General features: G+C 63.9%; 12 protein-coding genes and 2 tRNA genes. 4 read left to right on the top strand and 10 right to left on the bottom strand.

The window, feature by feature from the left end; all coding sequences use genetic code 11:
* Window positions 1-89: 89 nt before the first annotated feature.
* The 3 genes from DES44_RS24555 (at window position 90) to DES44_RS07515 (ending at window position 4,333) form a co-directional block, all read left to right on the top strand.
* A complete protein-coding gene (locus DES44_RS24555) occupies window positions 90-779 on the top strand; it encodes a hypothetical protein (RefSeq protein ID WP_147307005.1) in 690 nt (229 codons plus the stop codon).
* Window positions 776-2,740, top strand: coding sequence for a carbamoyltransferase C-terminal domain-containing protein (locus DES44_RS07525; protein WP_083525662.1), 1,965 nt, complete (start codon window positions 776-778; stop codon window positions 2,738-2,740). Before DES44_RS24555 ends, DES44_RS07525 begins: the two co-directional genes overlap by 4 nt.
* Window positions 2,741-3,508: 768 nt before the next feature.
* Window positions 3,509-4,333: a DUF3037 domain-containing protein gene (locus DES44_RS07515; RefSeq protein WP_058935531.1), complete on the top strand. Its 825-nt coding sequence runs from the start codon at window positions 3,509-3,511 to the stop codon at window positions 4,331-4,333.
* Between the two features lie 118 nt (window positions 4,334-4,451).
* Here the strand turns inward: DES44_RS07515 and DES44_RS07510 are convergent.
* The 6 genes from DES44_RS07510 to DES44_RS07485 form a co-directional block, all read right to left on the bottom strand.
* Window positions 4,452-4,526 (bottom strand) — tRNA-Val (locus DES44_RS07510).
* Between the two features lie 104 nt (window positions 4,527-4,630).
* A tRNA-Val gene (locus DES44_RS07505) sits at window positions 4,631-4,705 on the bottom strand.
* A 217-nt stretch (window positions 4,706-4,922) separates the two neighbouring features.
* A complete protein-coding gene (gene dnaQ, locus DES44_RS07500) occupies window positions 4,923-5,669 on the bottom strand; it encodes a DNA polymerase III subunit epsilon (protein WP_058935532.1) in 747 nt (248 codons plus the stop codon).
* Between the two features lie 15 nt (window positions 5,670-5,684).
* Window positions 5,685-6,521 carry a prolipoprotein diacylglyceryl transferase gene (gene lgt, locus DES44_RS07495; protein WP_058935533.1) on the bottom strand — a complete coding sequence of 279 codons (837 nt, stop codon included), beginning with the start codon at window positions 6,519-6,521 and terminating at the stop codon, window positions 5,685-5,687.
* A gap of 78 nt (window positions 6,522-6,599) precedes the next feature.
* Window positions 6,600-7,664, bottom strand: coding sequence for a tetratricopeptide repeat protein (locus tag DES44_RS07490; RefSeq protein WP_058935534.1), 1,065 nt, complete (start codon window positions 7,662-7,664; stop codon window positions 6,600-6,602).
* Window positions 7,665-7,977: 313 nt separating this feature from the next.
* Complete coding sequence (locus DES44_RS07485; protein WP_058935535.1) at window positions 7,978-8,229, bottom strand: TIGR04438 family Trp-rich protein; 252 nt, start codon at window positions 8,227-8,229, stop codon at window positions 7,978-7,980.
* A 266-nt stretch (window positions 8,230-8,495) separates the two neighbouring features.
* On the opposite strand from DES44_RS07485, the gene DES44_RS07480 reads away from it, so the two are divergent.
* Window positions 8,496-8,807 (top strand): c-type cytochrome, encoded by a 312-nt coding sequence (locus DES44_RS07480; RefSeq protein WP_058935536.1) that lies wholly within the window; start codon window positions 8,496-8,498, stop codon window positions 8,805-8,807.
* Window positions 8,808-8,896: 89 nt separating this feature from the next.
* Here DES44_RS07480 and DES44_RS07475 read toward each other — a convergent pair whose 3' ends face one another.
* The 4 genes from DES44_RS07475 to DES44_RS07460 all read right to left on the bottom strand — a co-directional run bounded on the left by DES44_RS07475 (window position 8,897) and on the right by DES44_RS07460 (window position 15,491).
* The gene (locus DES44_RS07475) at window positions 8,897-10,537 is read right to left on the bottom strand and encodes a Do family serine endopeptidase (protein WP_232309789.1); all 1,641 of its coding nucleotides are present in this window, start codon (window positions 10,535-10,537) and stop codon (window positions 8,897-8,899) included.
* Between the two features lie 57 nt (window positions 10,538-10,594).
* Window positions 10,595-11,956: an ATP-binding protein gene (locus tag DES44_RS07470; protein ID WP_058935537.1), complete on the bottom strand. Its 1,362-nt coding sequence runs from the start codon at window positions 11,954-11,956 to the stop codon at window positions 10,595-10,597.
* Window positions 11,953-12,612: a response regulator gene (locus DES44_RS07465; RefSeq protein WP_058935538.1), complete on the bottom strand. Its 660-nt coding sequence runs from the start codon at window positions 12,610-12,612 to the stop codon at window positions 11,953-11,955. The genes DES44_RS07470 and DES44_RS07465 overlap by 4 nt, the downstream gene beginning before the upstream one ends.
* A gap of 158 nt (window positions 12,613-12,770) precedes the next feature.
* Window positions 12,771-15,491: a hypothetical protein gene (locus tag DES44_RS07460; protein WP_058935539.1), complete on the bottom strand. Its 2,721-nt coding sequence runs from the start codon at window positions 15,489-15,491 to the stop codon at window positions 12,771-12,773.
* Between the last annotated feature and the right edge of the window lie 114 nt (window positions 15,492-15,605).

Here is a 15,605-nt window from a genome sequence, read left to right as displayed (position 1 = left end):
CGCTAGAGCCTGAGCGGCTTGCGTGAGTCTGAACGAAAAGTCCTCTTTCTCGTTAACTGTTGGTCTTTCTTCGACAAGGATGGCACTGCATGCAAGCGCAGTTGGCAAAACGGTTCGCTAGTCTTAAGAGAAGCCTGACCCAAGAAGAGCTCGAAAACTACAAGCTACTGCTTTGCATGGCGGCAGGTGGTCTCGCGCCGCGTGGGTCAAGGCCGCATAGTGAGGCAAGCGCCGCGGCATTCAGAACCGTGCTCCAGTGCCTCAGCGACATGCGTGTGCAGGGCACAATGTGGCGCGGTCGGCCGGCTTGCGTAACCGATATCGTGCTGGCGTCTCTGCAGGAGGAGAGTCGGTGTACCCGGGAGATCGCTAAGCCGACCGATCGATACTTGCTGGGATGCGGTGGCACGGTTGCCGATCAGTTTGCACTGGACCGCGATCTCAAGCGGTTCGTTCAAGACCTTTATCCTGGTGTTGAGCCAACTGGAGTAGCGAGTTATATCTACTACGACGGCCAAGGACATGGGCTCGACCCACATGTGGATACAGAGGTTTATGAAATCAATGTGATCGTAATGTTGGAGCATCTGCATCCTGTGGATGCTGAGCCGTCGCATCTCCTAATCTATGAAGACGACGTCTCTCCGAGGCGCATTTTGCTTGCCCCTGGCGAAGTTGTTGTTCTGAATGCCGGAAGCGTGGTTCACGCACGCGAAGATATGAAGCCTGGAGAGCGCGTCAGCATCTTGACGGTTGGTTTCTCCAATCAGGTGCAGTGAGCAAGAAGAGATCCATCTCGCTCGGCATTCACGTAGGACACGACTCTGCGTGTGCGGTGGCAATCGACGGCTGTATCGTTTCCGCCCTCCAACAAGAGCGAGTCACACGCCGAAAACACGACGGACAGGCCAGTCTTTCCGAGCGCTTGCCGATACGAGAGGTGCTAAATGCAGCCGGCGTGACGATCGACGACGTCGATCGAATCGTCAGCAGTCACCAATCTGCTTCGCTTGGCGGCATCGGCTTCGGGAAAGACCTTGTATCGCCGGGCTTCGATGCATTTGCTGCGGATGATTCGCGGCATATGGCGATTTCGCATCATCTTGCGCACGCCTACTCAGTTATCCCCTATCTTGAAGGGAATGACTATGCAATCCTGGTTTGTGACTTAGCCGGTTCGACGACGCACGACGGCGACGACTACGCCGTGCCGTTTCTCGAGTTGCTTGCCTCGCTTGGGCGCTCAGGCGCAATTCAGCCCGTTCGGACAGAGTGTCTGTCGATCTACAAGTGGCAGCATGGGCGACACCTACTCGTTGAACGTGAGTTTGTGATGGCGCATAATGAGCCCGACTGCTTCGTTTTCAGTCCTGCCAGTCTCTACGACAACGCTGCCCAGTGGGTCTTTCAGAAGCCAAACTGCTACGGGCAGTTGATGGCACTAGCTTCGTTTGGTGTGCCGTCGGATTGCCTCTCTGTTGAGGATATCTGCCGCGTCTCCGACGAGCGCGTCGATTGGCTGAACGGGTGGCAATCCAAAGTCTGCTGGCCGCCCTCCGATTTCGATGCGTCTGCAGCATTCGCGGCTGTAGTTCAGCGCACCACTGAAGAGGTCGTACTCGCCCATGCTCGTCGTGCTAAGCGTTTGACGGGGGCCAGTCGGTTGGCTCTTGCAGGCGGCCTGTTTCTGAACATCAACTGCAATAGTAGACTCGCCGAATCTGGCCTGTATGAGCATGTGGCGGTTCCAAGTGCGCCTGGTGATGCAGGCATTGCCGTGGGCTGTGCGATGTATGGGCAAGCCTCGCTTGGCTTCGACCTCAGAGCTGCGAGGACTCTTACTGACAGGTTGGGCCCTCGCTATTCTCGCTCTATCGTGTACCGCGCGTCAGCGGCTTTTGCCCCCTTTGTCGACGCAGAACCGTGCTCGACCTCGCGCGTCGCGCGAGCTCTTCAATCTGGATGCATCGTCGCAAGGTGGTCGGGCCGTTCAGAGTTCGGTCCGCGTGCCTTGGGTGGCAGGAGCCTTCTTGCATCCCCTCTATTCGGGAAAAACAAGGATCGACTCAACGCCATCAAGGGCCGGCAGCATTGGCGTCCGGTCGCACCGATAGTTCTTACCGAGCGCTTCTCGGAATACTTCGATGGACCGTCGCCAAGTCCATTCATGACCTTTCTTCATCGCGTCAAGCCCGCGCTGCAGTCAGTATTGCCAGTACTTTGGCATCCAGATCACTCGACTCGTGCTCAAACGCTGGACCTATCCACAGACCCTGATCTCAGGGAACTTCTTCTCGAGTTTGAGGAGCTCTCGGGATACGCAGTGCTCGCTAACACCTCTCTCAATGGTCCAGACGGCCCAATCGTCGAGACTCCAGAGGAGGCCTTAAGGTTTTTTATTGAGAACGCGGATATCGACGCATTGGTACTAGAGGATCTATTCATTACAAGGGCCCCAAAATGGGCTGAGGCGAAATGGGCGCCTACCGAAATCCGACTGGGACTCGGCACCGCAGTAGGGCGAGTCGTTGGTCACAACGGACAGGAATTCCGCTTGTATCGGGCGTCGACTTCGATTGGGATCAGCGAGGAGTGCTTTTATCTACTCACCAACCACGCGATAAATTTTATCGATGCAAAGACGTTGGTTGAGCATGCCCGAAAAATTGCGTCGTCTTTGGCTGATGAATTGTACGCGCTCGCATCGGCAGGGTGGCTCGAATGGCGCCACAGAAATTGAAGGACACCCAATGGGCCGCAGTGATTGATGCCGCAGCAGAAATACGGACTCGGGAAGGATTGCCCTTACGGGGTCGGCATAGTGAGTCCGGGTCCCAAAGAAGCACTTATCGGCGGTTACCTACTGACACCGCGTGCCGTACGGCGGGTATCAATGTACCGCTGCTATTCACGCGCCCAACGCTGATCGGACCGGCTGACCGCTTGGCCGCGGTCAGCGTGCGCTCGCGTCCGCGTAGCCAAGGTCAGTAACCGCAGCATAACGGCCGTTCACGGAACCTCGTTCATGTTGCCGAACTTGGTGTCCGTGGACGCCGAAATGAGCAAGCAAAGCAGCGTGAACGTCCGATAGATCAGACAAATTTGATGTTTTTGCCTGAAGTATCGGACAGCCCCGTGGTCGCGGACATTGGAGGAGCCGACTTCCCGCGCTGCGCGCACCGGATGTCTGTGTCCGGGCGCACAACGCAGCCACACGAACCACAGCACCGACACCTCACAGAACTGCAGCAGCAAGACACTCAAAGCCGCAATCTTCCGGGATCGAAACATCAACTCTGGGCGGCGTGCCGCCCGTCTCGCGACCGTAAGATGGCGGAGCTAACTTGCCTTCTGAGGCTTTGCATGACCCCCTCATGCTGGCCGGGAACTTCCCACCACTGCCCTGCTGATTCCCGATCCAGCGCCCATTGTTCAAATCGTCGAGGTGTTAGGCCCCAGTGAACAAGGGCTTGCCCGCCCCTATCTAGAGTGGACTTTGGAGGACGGTATGAAAAAAGTTGCGTGCCGCTACGCCGTGGTTCAGTTCACACCGTTTAGCGAAACCGGCGAGTTTGCGAATGTTGGAGTGGTGCTGACTTGCCCCCATACCAAATACTTTGGATTTCAGCTCCAGACGCGGCGGTACAAGCGGATCACGAGCTTTTTTGATGAGTTGCCCAAGGACGTCTACCTCAGGGCCATGCAAGTCATCAAGATCGAGCTTCAGAGGGTTGCCGACGTGATTGCCGCTGCGCCTGCAGCTGGGCAGGCGGAATACGTCAGGCACGTGTTTGACAGCTTGATCCATCCTCGGGAAGCCATTATTCGCTTCAGCGCAGCGAAGGTCGTGCTGACGGACGACCCCGGTTTGGAGCTCGCCAAGCAGTTTGACCACTATGTGGACCGTTCTTTCGCCTCCCCAGAATATGTGGAGCAAGCCATCGAACGGCGCATTCGGACCTTGCTGGGCAGCTTGGAGCTGCCTCATCCGTTTCGGCCCGCGAGGGTGGGCAATGACGACGTCTACGTCAAATTCCCACTGGTTCAACAGCATGGAGAGCGAACCTCCAAGGTCATCAAGCCATTCAATCTGGACCAGAAGGAGCCAATGGGCATCTACGACCATGGCGGTACGTGGCTTCAGCGGGTGAAGCTGCTTCGCCGACATCGCCTGCTGCCGCAAGACGTTCTGTTTGCGGTATCGCGGCCTCCGGAAGCAGATGCGAAGCGCTATGCAGCATTTGCGGAGATTCAGCGTGAGCTGCAGGCCGAGGACGTGCAACTCGTGGACGAGCGGGATGAGGATCGAATCGCTGCATTCGCTCTGGCTTGAGAGGATGACCACCCTGGAGGCGCCATGCACCTGTCCCGCACGGTGACCTTTGCAGCTCCAGGAACGTCCAGCCGAAGATAAAAAAGCACTTGGCAGTTTTGCCAAGTGCTTTTTCATTTGGTGGGCGGTGCAGGGTTCGAACCTGCGACCCCTGCCGTGTGAAGGCAGTGCTCTACCGCTGAGCTAACCGCCCGGTATCTGGGCACATCACTGTGCTGGCGACATCCGGGATGTCTTCGCGACGCGTTCCTGTTGCCTGGGATCACTGCGCTGGATGGCGCACATCTCAAACCAACTTGGTGGGCGGTGCAGGGTTCGAACCTGCGACCCCTGCCGTGTGAAGGCAGTGCTCTACCACTGAGCTAACCGCCCGATTTGTTGCTTCGGGCTCGCCGCGAAAGACCAAGAGTATGCCATGGAAATTTAGGGCCACTCAAGAGGTTCAACGGTTTTCTTTGAGGGCGCTGAGCGAGACTTTTGTTAATCGCACCAACTGCTACACAAAAGGGCAGCCCCGGCCCTCACCCGCTCAACCAGAACGGCTCCAATCAGCCGTTCCAACCTGTCCTGGGCTTGGGCGCCTTCCCGCTCAAGCCGTTGCGGTAGCGGCCGCATCACTGGGCGCCTGCGGCACCTGCCAGATCCGATTGCCGCCGCTCGCCTTGTCCAGGTCTGCCAGCACCTTCTCATGCAGGGCCAGCTCTTCCTCAGTCGCGGTGATCACCGGCAGCTGGAAGCTGCTCAGGTCAATCGCCGCCACCTCCAGCTCACCGCCCTGCCGCTGCGAAGACGCATCCGAATCGTCGATGACCAGCGAGTCCTGGCCCCGCGTCAGGCGAATATAGACCTCGGCCAGCAGCTCCGCATCCTTCACGGCGCCGTGCAGGCCACGGTTGCTGTTGTCCACCTCCAGCCGGCGGCACAAGGCGTCCAGCGAGTTGGCCTTGCCCGGGAACATGTCCCGCGCCATCAGCAGCGTGTCGGTCACGCTGGCCACCACTTCATGCAGCAGCTGGCGTTTGGCCCGCTTGAGTTCCGCGTTGATGAAGCCGACGTCGAAGGCCGCGTTGTGGATCACCAGGTCCGCCCCGCGCAGGAAGTCCAGCAGCTCGTCCACCACCTCGGCGAACTTGGGCTTGTCGGACAGGAATTCGCTGCTCAGGCCGTGGACCCGGAAGGCTTCTTCCGGCATGTCCCGCTCTGGGTTCAGATAGAAGTGCAGATGCCGCCCGGTCAGCTGCCGGTTCACCATCTCCACACAGCCGATGTCCACCACGCGGTCACCGGACTCCGGGTTCAGGCCCGTGGTTTCCGTATCAAAAAAGATCTGTCTCATGTCTCAACCCCAGGTTCAGGTCCGCGCCACCGACGGCGTCCCCGCCCCTCGTGCACGACGGTAGGCCCAGATCATCATCAGGATGCCGGCCACCACCATCGGTGCGCTCAACCATTGCCCCTGGCTCCAGCCAAAGGCACGCAGCCCCAGGAAATCATCCGGCTCGCGGAAGTATTCAGCGATGAAGCGGAACGCCCCATAGCCAATCAGGAACAGGCCGGACACGGCCGCCATCGGCCGCTGCTTGCGGGCATACAGCCACAGGATGATGAACAGCAGCAGCCCCTCGCCCAGGAACTGGTAGACCTGGGACGGGTGGCGCGGCACCATGTCGTGCGCCTGCGGGAAGATCATCGCCCAGGGCAGCGACGGGTCCGCCGGACGTCCCCACAGTTCTCCATTGATGAAGTTGCCCACCCGGCCCATGGCCAGGCCCGTGGGCACGCAGGGGGCCACCAGATCGGCCACCTCGAAGAATTTAAAGCCCCGGCGCCACGCAAAAAACGCCAGCGCCGCGATGACCCCCAGCAAGCCGCCGTGGAAGGACATGCCGCCCTGCCACACCGCAAAGATGTTCAGCGGATGCTGCAGGAATTCGGCAGGCTTGTAGAACAGCACATAACCCATGCGCCCGCCCAGCACCACGCCCAGCACACCGAAGAACAGCAGGTCGTCCACGCCCTGGCGGGTCCAGCCGCGCTGGGCGTTCCAGGGCCTTTTGGCCTGCACATTGGCCAGCCACAGGAACAGGGCAAAGGCTGCCAGATAGGTCAGGCCATACCAATGGATGGGCCAGCCAAACACCTTGAAGGCGACCGGGTCGAACTGGGGATGGATCAGCGGAGGAGTCATGCGATTGGAGGCTGCCGGCGGCGAGGTGCCGAATCATAGTGCGCTGGCGACGGCCGCCACGCGCTCTGCGCCCCCGCGTCAGGTGGCGGCGCCCAGTTCCGCCAGACGGCGGCGGCAATCCTCGACATTGCTGGCGCTGGCGCGGCGGTTGCCGATGTAGCGCTCGAACGCGGCGCGGGCGCCGGCCTTGTCGCCCTTGTCCTGCAATGCGATGCCGATGCGGTGATCCAGCGCCAGTTGCTCGGCGCCGAGCAGCGTCTTGGCCTTTTCGTAGGCGGCGACGGCGGCGTCGTGGTCATCCATCGCATCCAGCACCCGGCCCAGGCCGTACAGCGGCATGGCCTGCTGCGGCTGCTGGCGGGACAGCTCCTCCAGCCAGGCTTTGGCCTTGGCGTATTGACGGTCATGCATCCACTGCCGACCCAGGTCGCTGCCGATCACGCGCTGCTCCAGCAGCAGCTCCGGACGACGGGTGCGCACGGCCCGCAGCTCCCGCTCCACCGACGCCCAGTCCTTTTTCGACGCGGCGACCCGGGCTCGCATCAGCCGCAACTGGTCCTCGTCCTGCACGCCCTGCTCCAGCGCCCGGGCCTTGGATTCGCCGCCGCCGATGAAGCTGGGCAGTGCCAGGTAGTACTGCTGCAGGGCGCTGCGCGGCTCGGGGGCATCCGGCAGTTGCGCCATTGCCTTTTGCATCAGCTCGCTCACCCGCCCCAGGGCGCCCAGGGCCTTGAACTTGCTGCCGCCGCGCACCTCCATCACCAGAGACAGTGCCAGGGCATAGGCGCAGCTGGCTTCCTGCGGCGTTTTCTGCACGCATTGCTCCAGCCGCTGGATGTTCTGGCGCAGCACGTTGCCGTCCGCCAGATCCAGCTGGGCCAGGGCCAGCGCGGCGGTGGCCTGCGGATCGTCCGGGTTGGATTTGAGACGTTGACTGGCCACCTTTTCCATCTGGTCGGCCTGACCGGCGTCCAGCAAGGACTGCAGCGCGCTGTCCTTGAACACCGCTGCCTGGGCCCACGACCCGCCCATCAGCAGGGCGGGCGCCAGCAGCAGCCCCGTCAGCCATCCGCGTCCCGGACGCGGCCGCGCCCGTGCGCCGGTCGGCCAGTGGGTCGTGCTGGGTCGGGTCTTGCCATCCATGAGGTCACCTTGCGTTCTGTGGATCTGAAAACTGCCGAGCGGGTCAGCAGCATCCGATGTGCCTGAGCTTATCGCCTGCGGCCCTCCTTCAACGGAACGCGCCGGCGACTCGCGGACAGCCCGGGTCGGCCGACGCGGCTGCCCAGCGCCCAAAGGCCGTCATTGGGAGACCGTTGGGGCGAACAGCGGACGACAGCCCTGACTGGATCCAACGCAAAAGGGACCCGCAGGTCCCTTCAAGTGCGCGAACGCGTAGCCGGCGACGTCTCGGTGACTTCTCGCCGAAGTCTCGAGAACGTCACGGTGATGTGTGTCAGCGACGACGGCGCCGCTGCTTGTCCGAGGTCCCGATCTTGGACATGGCCTCCTGGCGCCGCGCTTCCTTGCGCTCGTCCAGCCGGTCCATGGCCTTGCGCTGGGTGTAGCCGGTCTTGTCCGCAAATTCCCACCAGACCAGTGCAAAACCGAAAGGTGCCAGCACCCACCACCAGCTCAGGTCAGCCACTGGGCCCACCTCCGCCACCTTCATCAGCAGGAGCAACACCCCAACCACAATGAACCACATGGAACTCTCCTCTTGACCAATGCGCAACCGCGTCGCCGGCCGAACACTACAATCTTTTGAGCCGGGCCAGCCCCAGCCACGCCCTTGCGTCTGTTTCATATTGCCGGTTTGCGGAACCACCCTTTGGGGCGTCCACAGCGGCGGGCTGAAATGTAGCCAAAAGGAGTCGATTGGGGCTCACGAACGGTCCGCCGTTTCCAACCGTTTCCAACTATTTTCAAGCGTTCCCTTCCGGTTATCCTCAAGGAACGATTTGAAAGGATGCCATGAAAATTGCCCTGATCGCCTCCGCCACCCTGCTGGCCGCTGCATTCGCCACCCCCGCCCTGGCCAGCCAGGAACTGGCGCAGAAGAAGAACTGCATGGCCTGCCATGCGGTGGACAAGAAGTTGGTCGGCCCCGCCTACAAGGACGTCGCTGCCAAGTACGCCGGTGACAAGGACGCCGTGAAGAAGCTGTCCGAGAAGGTCATCAAGGGCGGCTCGGGCGTCTGGGGTCCGGTGCCGATGCCGGCCAACCCGCAGGTGACCCCGGCGGAAGCCGAGACCCTGGTCAAGTGGATCCTCACCACCAAGTGACCCATGAAAATGGGGGCTCACGCCACCACACGTGAGCCCCCTCGGAGCAACGACCAGGCCTCCCCGGTCGTTCTTCTCTACCGGACGGATCAGCCGATCCGCACCGGTACGAAGATCTTGTCGCCGCCTCGCTGCACCAGCAGGGCCACCGACTTTTCAGCGTTCTGGAGCAGGTTCCTGACCTGATCCACCGACTGCACCGGCGTGCCGTTGACCGCCAGCAGCACATCCCCAGGCCGCACCTGCGCACGGGCGGCCGGCCCGGACACTTCCTCGATCAGCAGCCCCTCACGGATGCCCAGCTGACGGCGCTCTTCCGCCTGCAGCGGACGCAGCGCCAGACCCAGCTTGCCCTGCGACGCGGACGGCGCGTCGTCGTTCTTGGCCTGACGAGCAGCACGGTCCTTGGCATCGCCCAGCACCACGCTGAGCTGCTCGCGCTTGCCGCCGCGCCACACTTCCATGGCGATGCGGTCGCCCGGGCTGGACTGGTCCACCAGAGCCGGCAGGTCGCCGCTGGCCACGATCGGCTGACCCTTGAAGCTCAGGATGACGTCACCTGGACGCAGCCCAGACTTCGCCGCAGGACTGCCCTCTTCCACATTGGCCACCAGCGCGCCTTCCGGACGCTCCAGCTTGAAGGAATCGGCAAAGCCCTGGTTCACTTCCTGCACCATCACCCCCAGGCGGGCGTGCTGCACCTTGCCGCCGTTCTGGATCTGCTGGCGGATTTTGTTGGCCACCTCGACGGGAATGGCGAAGGACAGGCCTTGGTAGCCGCCCGAGGCGCTGTAGATCTGCGAGTTGATGCCCACCACCTCGCCCCGCGCATTGAACAGCGGGCCGCCGGAGTTACCGGGGTTGATGGCGACGTCGGTCTGCAGGAAAGGAACCCGGCTTTCTTCCGGGCCCAGCGAGCGACCCTTGGCGCTGATCACACCGGCGCTGACACTGTTCTCGAAGCCGAAGGGCGAGCCGATGGCCAGCACCCATTCACCCACGCGCAGGTCCTTGGTCGACCCCAACCGCACCGTGGGGAGGTTCTTCGCGTCGATCTTGAGCACCGCCACGTCGGTGGACTTGTCGCTGCCCAGCACCTTGGCGCGGAATTCGCGCCGGTCGGTCAGCTTGACCACCACTTCCTGGGCATCCTGCACCACATGGGCGTTGGTCAGGATGATGCCGTCGTTGCTGACGATGAAACCGGAGCCCTGGCCGCGGATCTGGCGGCTGCCGCCGTCCTGATCCCCGCCGAGACCGGGGCCGCCCGGGCCGCCGGGGAAGCCGAAGCGGCGGAAGAAGTCGTAGAACGGATCGTCCGGATCCATCTGCGGCATGCGGGAACTGCGGGTCTTGACGGTGCCGGAGACACTGATGTTCACCACCGCCGGCCCCTGGGTGGCGGCGATCTGGGCGAAGTCGGGCAGGCCGGCCGGTGGCGGGGTCACCGCCGTGGGTGCGGCGGCGCCGGCCAGCGGCGTGATCACGGCGGCGACCTGGGCGCCGTTCAGGGGGGCGGTGCCGCCGGACGTGGCGGAAGGGGCGCCGTTGTCAGCGCCAGCACCGGGGCTGGCCACGCTGGCGGACGAGGTCACGGAAGAACTATCCGCCTCGTTGGACACCTTGGCATTGCGCATGGCCAGGGCACCGCCCGTGGCGCCCAGCACGCCGGCTGCGGCCAGCGCCCACACCAGTTTTTTCGCCGAGATCATCTTTTCCACTTGAGCCATTTGATTCACCTCCTGGAGGTAAGTCAGAGTCGATGGCTGAAGTGTGAGACCGCTGCCTTAGAGTTCTCTTAAAGCAGCCCGGGGCAGCGCAGATTGCGCCGCGTCGCTGCGCAGCGGAAACGCCAGCTCCACCCGCAAGCCCCCAAGGGAAGTGCTGTGACCCAGCCGCAGGGTGGCGCCATGATCACTGGCGATACTGCGGGCGATGGCCAGCCCCAGCCCGCTGCCTGGCGCCTGCTGGGCCTGGGCTTCGGACCGGTAGAAGCGGTCGAAGACCCGGGAGCGTTCCGCATCCGGAATACCGGGCCCATCGTCCTCCACCACCACCAGCGCCTGATGCGCGGTGCGTTCCAGGCTCAGGTCCACCCGGCTGCGCCCATACTTGACGCCGTTGTCCAGCAGGTTGCGCAGCAGGATCCGCAAGGCGTCCTGCTGGCCGCTGACCTCGACCGCATCGCAGCGGCCCAGCCCCACGTCCACTCCGCGCGCCTGGGCCAGGGTGCTGGCTTCCACCACGCCGTCGCGGCACAGCGCATCCAGCGCGATCACCTGCGGCGGCGCCTGGACCTTGGCGCTGTCCTGGCGGGCCAGCGTCAGTAGTTGCTCGATCAGTCGCCCAGCCCGGTCGATGCCGGTGGCCAGACGCTCAGTCGCCTGGGCGCGGGCCTGATCGTCCGGCGCTCGCCGCAGCGCCTGCAACTGCAGCTTCAAGGCCGCCAGTGGCGAGCGAAGCTCATGGGCGGCATCGGCCACGAACTGCTGCTGGGTCTCGAAGGCCTGGCGGACCCGCTCCAGCAGCGCATTGAGCTCGGTCACCAGCGGTTCGACCTCGCTGGGCAGGTCGGCAGCATCCACCGGCGACAGGTCCTGCGCCGCGCGGCGGGAGATCTGCTGGCGCACCCGCTGCAGCGGATCCAGCGAATAGCTCACCACCCACCACACCACCATGGCCAGCAGCGGCAGCATCATGGCCGTCGGCAGCACGGTGCGCCAGGCCAGTTGACCGGCCATCCGCTGGCGCACCGACAGGTCCTGCGCCACCTGCACCACCTGGAAGCGCCCCTGGATGGCCAGCACCCGGTAGCGCTTGCCCTTGAGCTCCACATTCGAAAAGCCCAGCACCGCCCGCTGCGGCAGCCAGTCCGGACCAGCCGACCGATACAGCGGGGTGCCGTCCAGGCTCCACACCTGCACGATCAGGTCAATGCTCTGCTCCTCCCCCAGCGGCAAGGGCAGGCCGGTGCCCATGCCCGCGCGCAGGGACAGGGCGACCTGCTGCATCTGGTAGTCGAAGATCTCGTCGGCCTCCGCCAGGGCATTGCGGTAGGCGCTGCCGCCTTGAACCAGCGCGCTGAGCAACATGGCGCCCAGCAGGAACAGCAGCAGCCGATATCGCAGCGAACGGGGCAGCACGCTCATTCCTTGGGCACGCGGTAGCCCACGCCTCGCACGTTCTGGATCAGCTCGGCACCGAGTTTCTTGCGCAGACCGTGGATGTAGACCTCCACCGCATTGCTGCTGATCTCGTCCTTCCAGCCATAGAGCTTCTCTTCCAGTTGCTGGCGGGACAGCACCATGCCGGGCCGGGCAATCAGCGGCTCCAGCACCGCCCATTCCCGGGCGGACAGCGTGACCGGCTGCCCTTGCGCCGTGACCTCCCGCGTGGCGGGATTGATGGTGACACCCATGTGCTCGTACACCGGCTCGGCCCGGCCGGCGGCGCGGCGCAGCAGCGCGCGGATGCGGGCCAGCAGCTCGTCGAGCTCAAAGGGCTTGAGGACATAGTCGTCGGCGCCGGCATCCAGGCCGGCCACCCGCTGCGCAAGCGCATCGCGGGCGGTGGCAATCAGCACCGGCATGGTCTGCTTTCGGCCGCGCAGGCCCTGCAGCACCTGCATGCCGTCGCGCTTGGGCAGACCCAGATCCAGCAGGACCAGGTCGTAGGTCTGGGACTGGAGCGCGGTGTCGGCCATTTCGCCGTCCCGCACCCAGTCCACCGCGTAGCCGTCGGCGCGCAGCAGCTCCAGGAGCTGCTCGCCGATCATCATGTCATCTTCCACCAGCAAAAGTCGCATGGTGGCGATTGTGCACGGGCGCGGGCCGGGGCGTGAACAACGGCCAGCGCCGCCCACGAGCTCGCCCACGGGCGCGCCCTCACCCGCCCTCACCCGCCCTCACCCGGGCGAACAGGGCAAGGGCCAGCGTCACGCGCCGGCCATGCCAGAGCATCGTGTCAGGGCTTCACGCCGGCCACTTCCTTGGTGAGCTCCAGCACCCAGCGGGTCGCCCACTCATGGTCGACTGCCTTGCGCACCATCTCTTCAGCGGAAAACGCCGGCTTTCGGAACTCAGCCAGCGCTGCGGTCGGCCGCCTGTCCGCTTTGTGCCACGGGAACAGCGGTGGCCGGTCGGACGCCTCCTCGCTGGTCTGCGGTCCATTCAGATGGAGTCGGCCAGGCAGCGCTTTCACCTTGGACAGACTGTTGCTCAGCGCCAGCTCGAAGCGGTCGCTGTGGCCCGTCACCCGATGACGCCACCGTTCCTGGTCCTTTGCGCTGAGCCGTCCGAAATGATCGGCCAGCAGCGTCTTGATTGCATGCCGGGCCAATTGCGCCACCTGCGCCTCATCGACCTTGGCCGGCGAGTCGCTCGCCCCTCGCTGCGACTGGGCATGTTCTCGCAGATCATCCTGAACGACCTTGATCAAGTCCTGGGCCCAGCGCGTGTGCGGTTCCAGCAATCGATTCTGCGAATTGATCACGCGTGAGCGCAAGTTCCCGATCGTGCCCGTCCAGGCCGTCATTTCCCGCACCAGGCCCTTCACACGATCTCGGTGGATGTCGATCCAGGCACCGCCTTTGGACCAGCGCTCGACGATCGCCTGCGGAATCGAATCCAGCGCACTGCGATCCCCGCCTGTGGCGGCTTCACGGGCTTTGATCAGCGCCCTCATCAGCTCGCCGGGGGTGTCTGCACGCGCGGCTTCAGGGGCACCGTTCACCGATCGCTCGGTAACTGGAGGAGTGGTCGCCTGCAGCCGCGCCAGATTCGCCTGCACGGCGCCAACGTGGGCTTTGCCGTAGGCATGCAGATAGCGCGTGCGCCCGGCGCCATTGGGCGGCATCTGAAGGGGCGCACTCCCCTGCGGGACCTGCGGCTTCACCGCGCCGGGCGCGCGGCTCGATCCCGGGCGGGTTTCGGCGTCCGGTTGCGACCGTGTCGAACGATCCAGGACCGTGGACTGGGTCGCCGCGGTGATGAGGCGCGACGAGGTAGCGGAGGTGCCAGAATCTGCCAGCCGCGAGGAAGGCGACCTCGTTGGCGACGTCATCGTCGACCGGCCCGCCTGGATCAGTGCTGATTCAAACTCCCCCGACGCGTCGAACGGGTCGGCCGTGTTCGTCAAGTCGGTCTGACGCTGCAGGCTGGATAAGGTCCCCATAGGGGAGGCGTCGGCCACCACCCCCGAGTCCACAGAAACTGTCGTTGCGTTCCGGTAATGCGCCACGGCGGCTTTCCCAAGCGCCCGAACTGCACGCTCAGCCTCTTTGGCCGCCGCGATGCTGGGCTCGGGCACTTCTCCTTCCGGCAGCTCCTGCCCGATTTCACGCCGGAACTGCTTCACGGCCGTGGAGTTGGGGTTGGACAAGACCTGAGTCCACGAGTCCCAGAGAGCATAGGCCAACTCTCGGGTGTTCAGGTCGTAGCGGTCGGGCTGAGCAAAGGACGGGCTGCGGTGCTGCCCGGCCGCCTTCATGAAGTCGTCCAGTCTTTCCGCCAGGTCGTCGACGTTGGTCAGATGAATCTCGCCGCGATTGAAGGCTTCGAGACACTGCATGCCATGCAAAGCGATGGCGACCACGCCTGACGCGCTGGCCCCGTCCTTGCACATCACCGCGAGGTTCAGCGGCTGTGACTTGTCGTGGAGCCATTGCACGCCAAGGGCGAACATCAGCTGACGGGGCCAATCGGGGACATGCAGGTTCAGCAAGAACGTGCGTACGTCGTGCGACTGGTGACTGCCGTCAGCAGCGCTCAATTCGACCTTGAGACTGCCCCGCGGCAGTCCGACCCTCGGGGGAGTGGGCTCAACGGAGGTCGTGGACACGTGAGTGAACGGCGACCCGGGTGGGAACGCAAATTCCAGTTTGTCCACCAACGGCGCAACGACCGGATTGTCTAGAGCGTAGCCAACCGGTAAGCCCTCGCCGCCAGCGGTTACGCGGGGAGCGCCCCTCAGCGCGCTTGGCGCGCTGGGCACCTGCTGCGCGCTCGGCGCGCTGGGCACCTGCTGCGCGCCCGGCAAGGCCGGGTCTTCCTGGTTCGACGCCGCGTCTGCGCCCACCGGCACGGGGCCGCCTGGCGTCACGACCCTGCAGTCCACCTCGAAAACAGGATCTTCCCACTTCGTCAAAGCCCGCTTGCCAACCGGTGTGGGGGCGTCGTCCGCCACCGGCGCCAGGCCGTCCACCACGATGAGATCGGTGACCTTGCCCAGCATCAGCGCGCAGGCGGTACCGCCCGCGGCGTGCGAGGTTTTGTCCAAGGGGGCCTGCATCTGGAGCACCGCCGGCTCGCGCAGCATTCGACTCCAGTTGGTGGTCGGGGTACGGCTGGAAGCGGATGCTGCGTCCTTGGGCGCCAGCGGCAGCAGGGTGGCATTGACCCGCGTCACGTTCGAACCGAGCGGATCGCGCCAGTCCCTCCTGCCAACTGGAACCATCTTGAGCGCTTCAGGCAGCACGACGAACCGCTCGGGCGTGAACTGGACCCGGCGGTGGGTGTTCCAGTGCTTGTCGTTCAGCACCCGGGTGTCGCCCAGGGGGTCGTCCCACAAGGACGGCGCCTTCCAGTCCAGCGGGGGGAGGCTCGGCGGTGGGGCGGACGCAGGCATTTCCGCGGTGACATCCGCGGTCACGGCGCCGACCGGCGCAGCGGCGATCGTTTCAGGCATTCGAACGTGCATCATGGCAATCAGACCCTGGGGCCTCTCAGTACTTCAGACCCGCTTGGTGCCCGTGAGTCGTGACGGAGTTCGCATGACAAGCCCGCCCCACTTCCCAACAAT

The organism is Roseateles depolymerans (assembly GCF_003387155.1).
Classification (GTDB): Bacteria; Pseudomonadota; Gammaproteobacteria; order Burkholderiales; family Burkholderiaceae_C; genus Roseateles; species Roseateles depolymerans.
This window is presented reverse-complemented; position numbering and strand designations above follow the sequence as displayed.

What these genes read in the sequence shown, in the direction of transcription:
- DES44_RS07490 (WP_058935534.1), bottom strand. Translation starts at nt 7,664, where the DNA reads ATGGATGGCAAGACCCGACCCAGCACGACCCACTGGCCGACCGGCGCA.
- DES44_RS07470 (WP_058935537.1), bottom strand. Translation starts at nt 11,956, where the DNA reads ATGAGCGTGCTGCCCCGTTCGCTGCGATATCGGCTGCTGCTGTTCCTG.
- DES44_RS07465 (WP_058935538.1), bottom strand. Translation starts at nt 12,612, where the DNA reads ATGCGACTTTTGCTGGTGGAAGATGACATGATGATCGGCGAGCAGCTC.
- DES44_RS24555 (WP_147307005.1), top strand. Translation starts at nt 90, where the DNA reads ATGCAAGCGCAGTTGGCAAAACGGTTCGCTAGTCTTAAGAGAAGCCTG.
- DES44_RS07515 (WP_058935531.1), top strand. Translation starts at nt 3,509, where the DNA reads ATGAAAAAAGTTGCGTGCCGCTACGCCGTGGTTCAGTTCACACCGTTT.
- DES44_RS07480 (WP_058935536.1), top strand. Translation starts at nt 8,496, where the DNA reads ATGAAAATTGCCCTGATCGCCTCCGCCACCCTGCTGGCCGCTGCATTC.
- lgt (WP_058935533.1), bottom strand. Translation starts at nt 6,521, where the DNA reads ATGACTCCTCCGCTGATCCATCCCCAGTTCGACCCGGTCGCCTTCAAG.
- DES44_RS07460 (WP_058935539.1), bottom strand. Translation starts at nt 15,491, where the DNA reads ATGCCTGAAACGATCGCCGCTGCGCCGGTCGGCGCCGTGACCGCGGAT.
- dnaQ (WP_058935532.1), bottom strand. Translation starts at nt 5,669, where the DNA reads ATGAGACAGATCTTTTTTGATACGGAAACCACGGGCCTGAACCCGGAG.
- DES44_RS07475 (WP_232309789.1), bottom strand. Translation starts at nt 10,537, where the DNA reads ATGGCTCAAGTGGAAAAGATGATCTCGGCGAAAAAACTGGTGTGGGCG.
- DES44_RS07485 (WP_058935535.1), bottom strand. Translation starts at nt 8,229, where the DNA reads ATGTGGTTCATTGTGGTTGGGGTGTTGCTCCTGCTGATGAAGGTGGCG.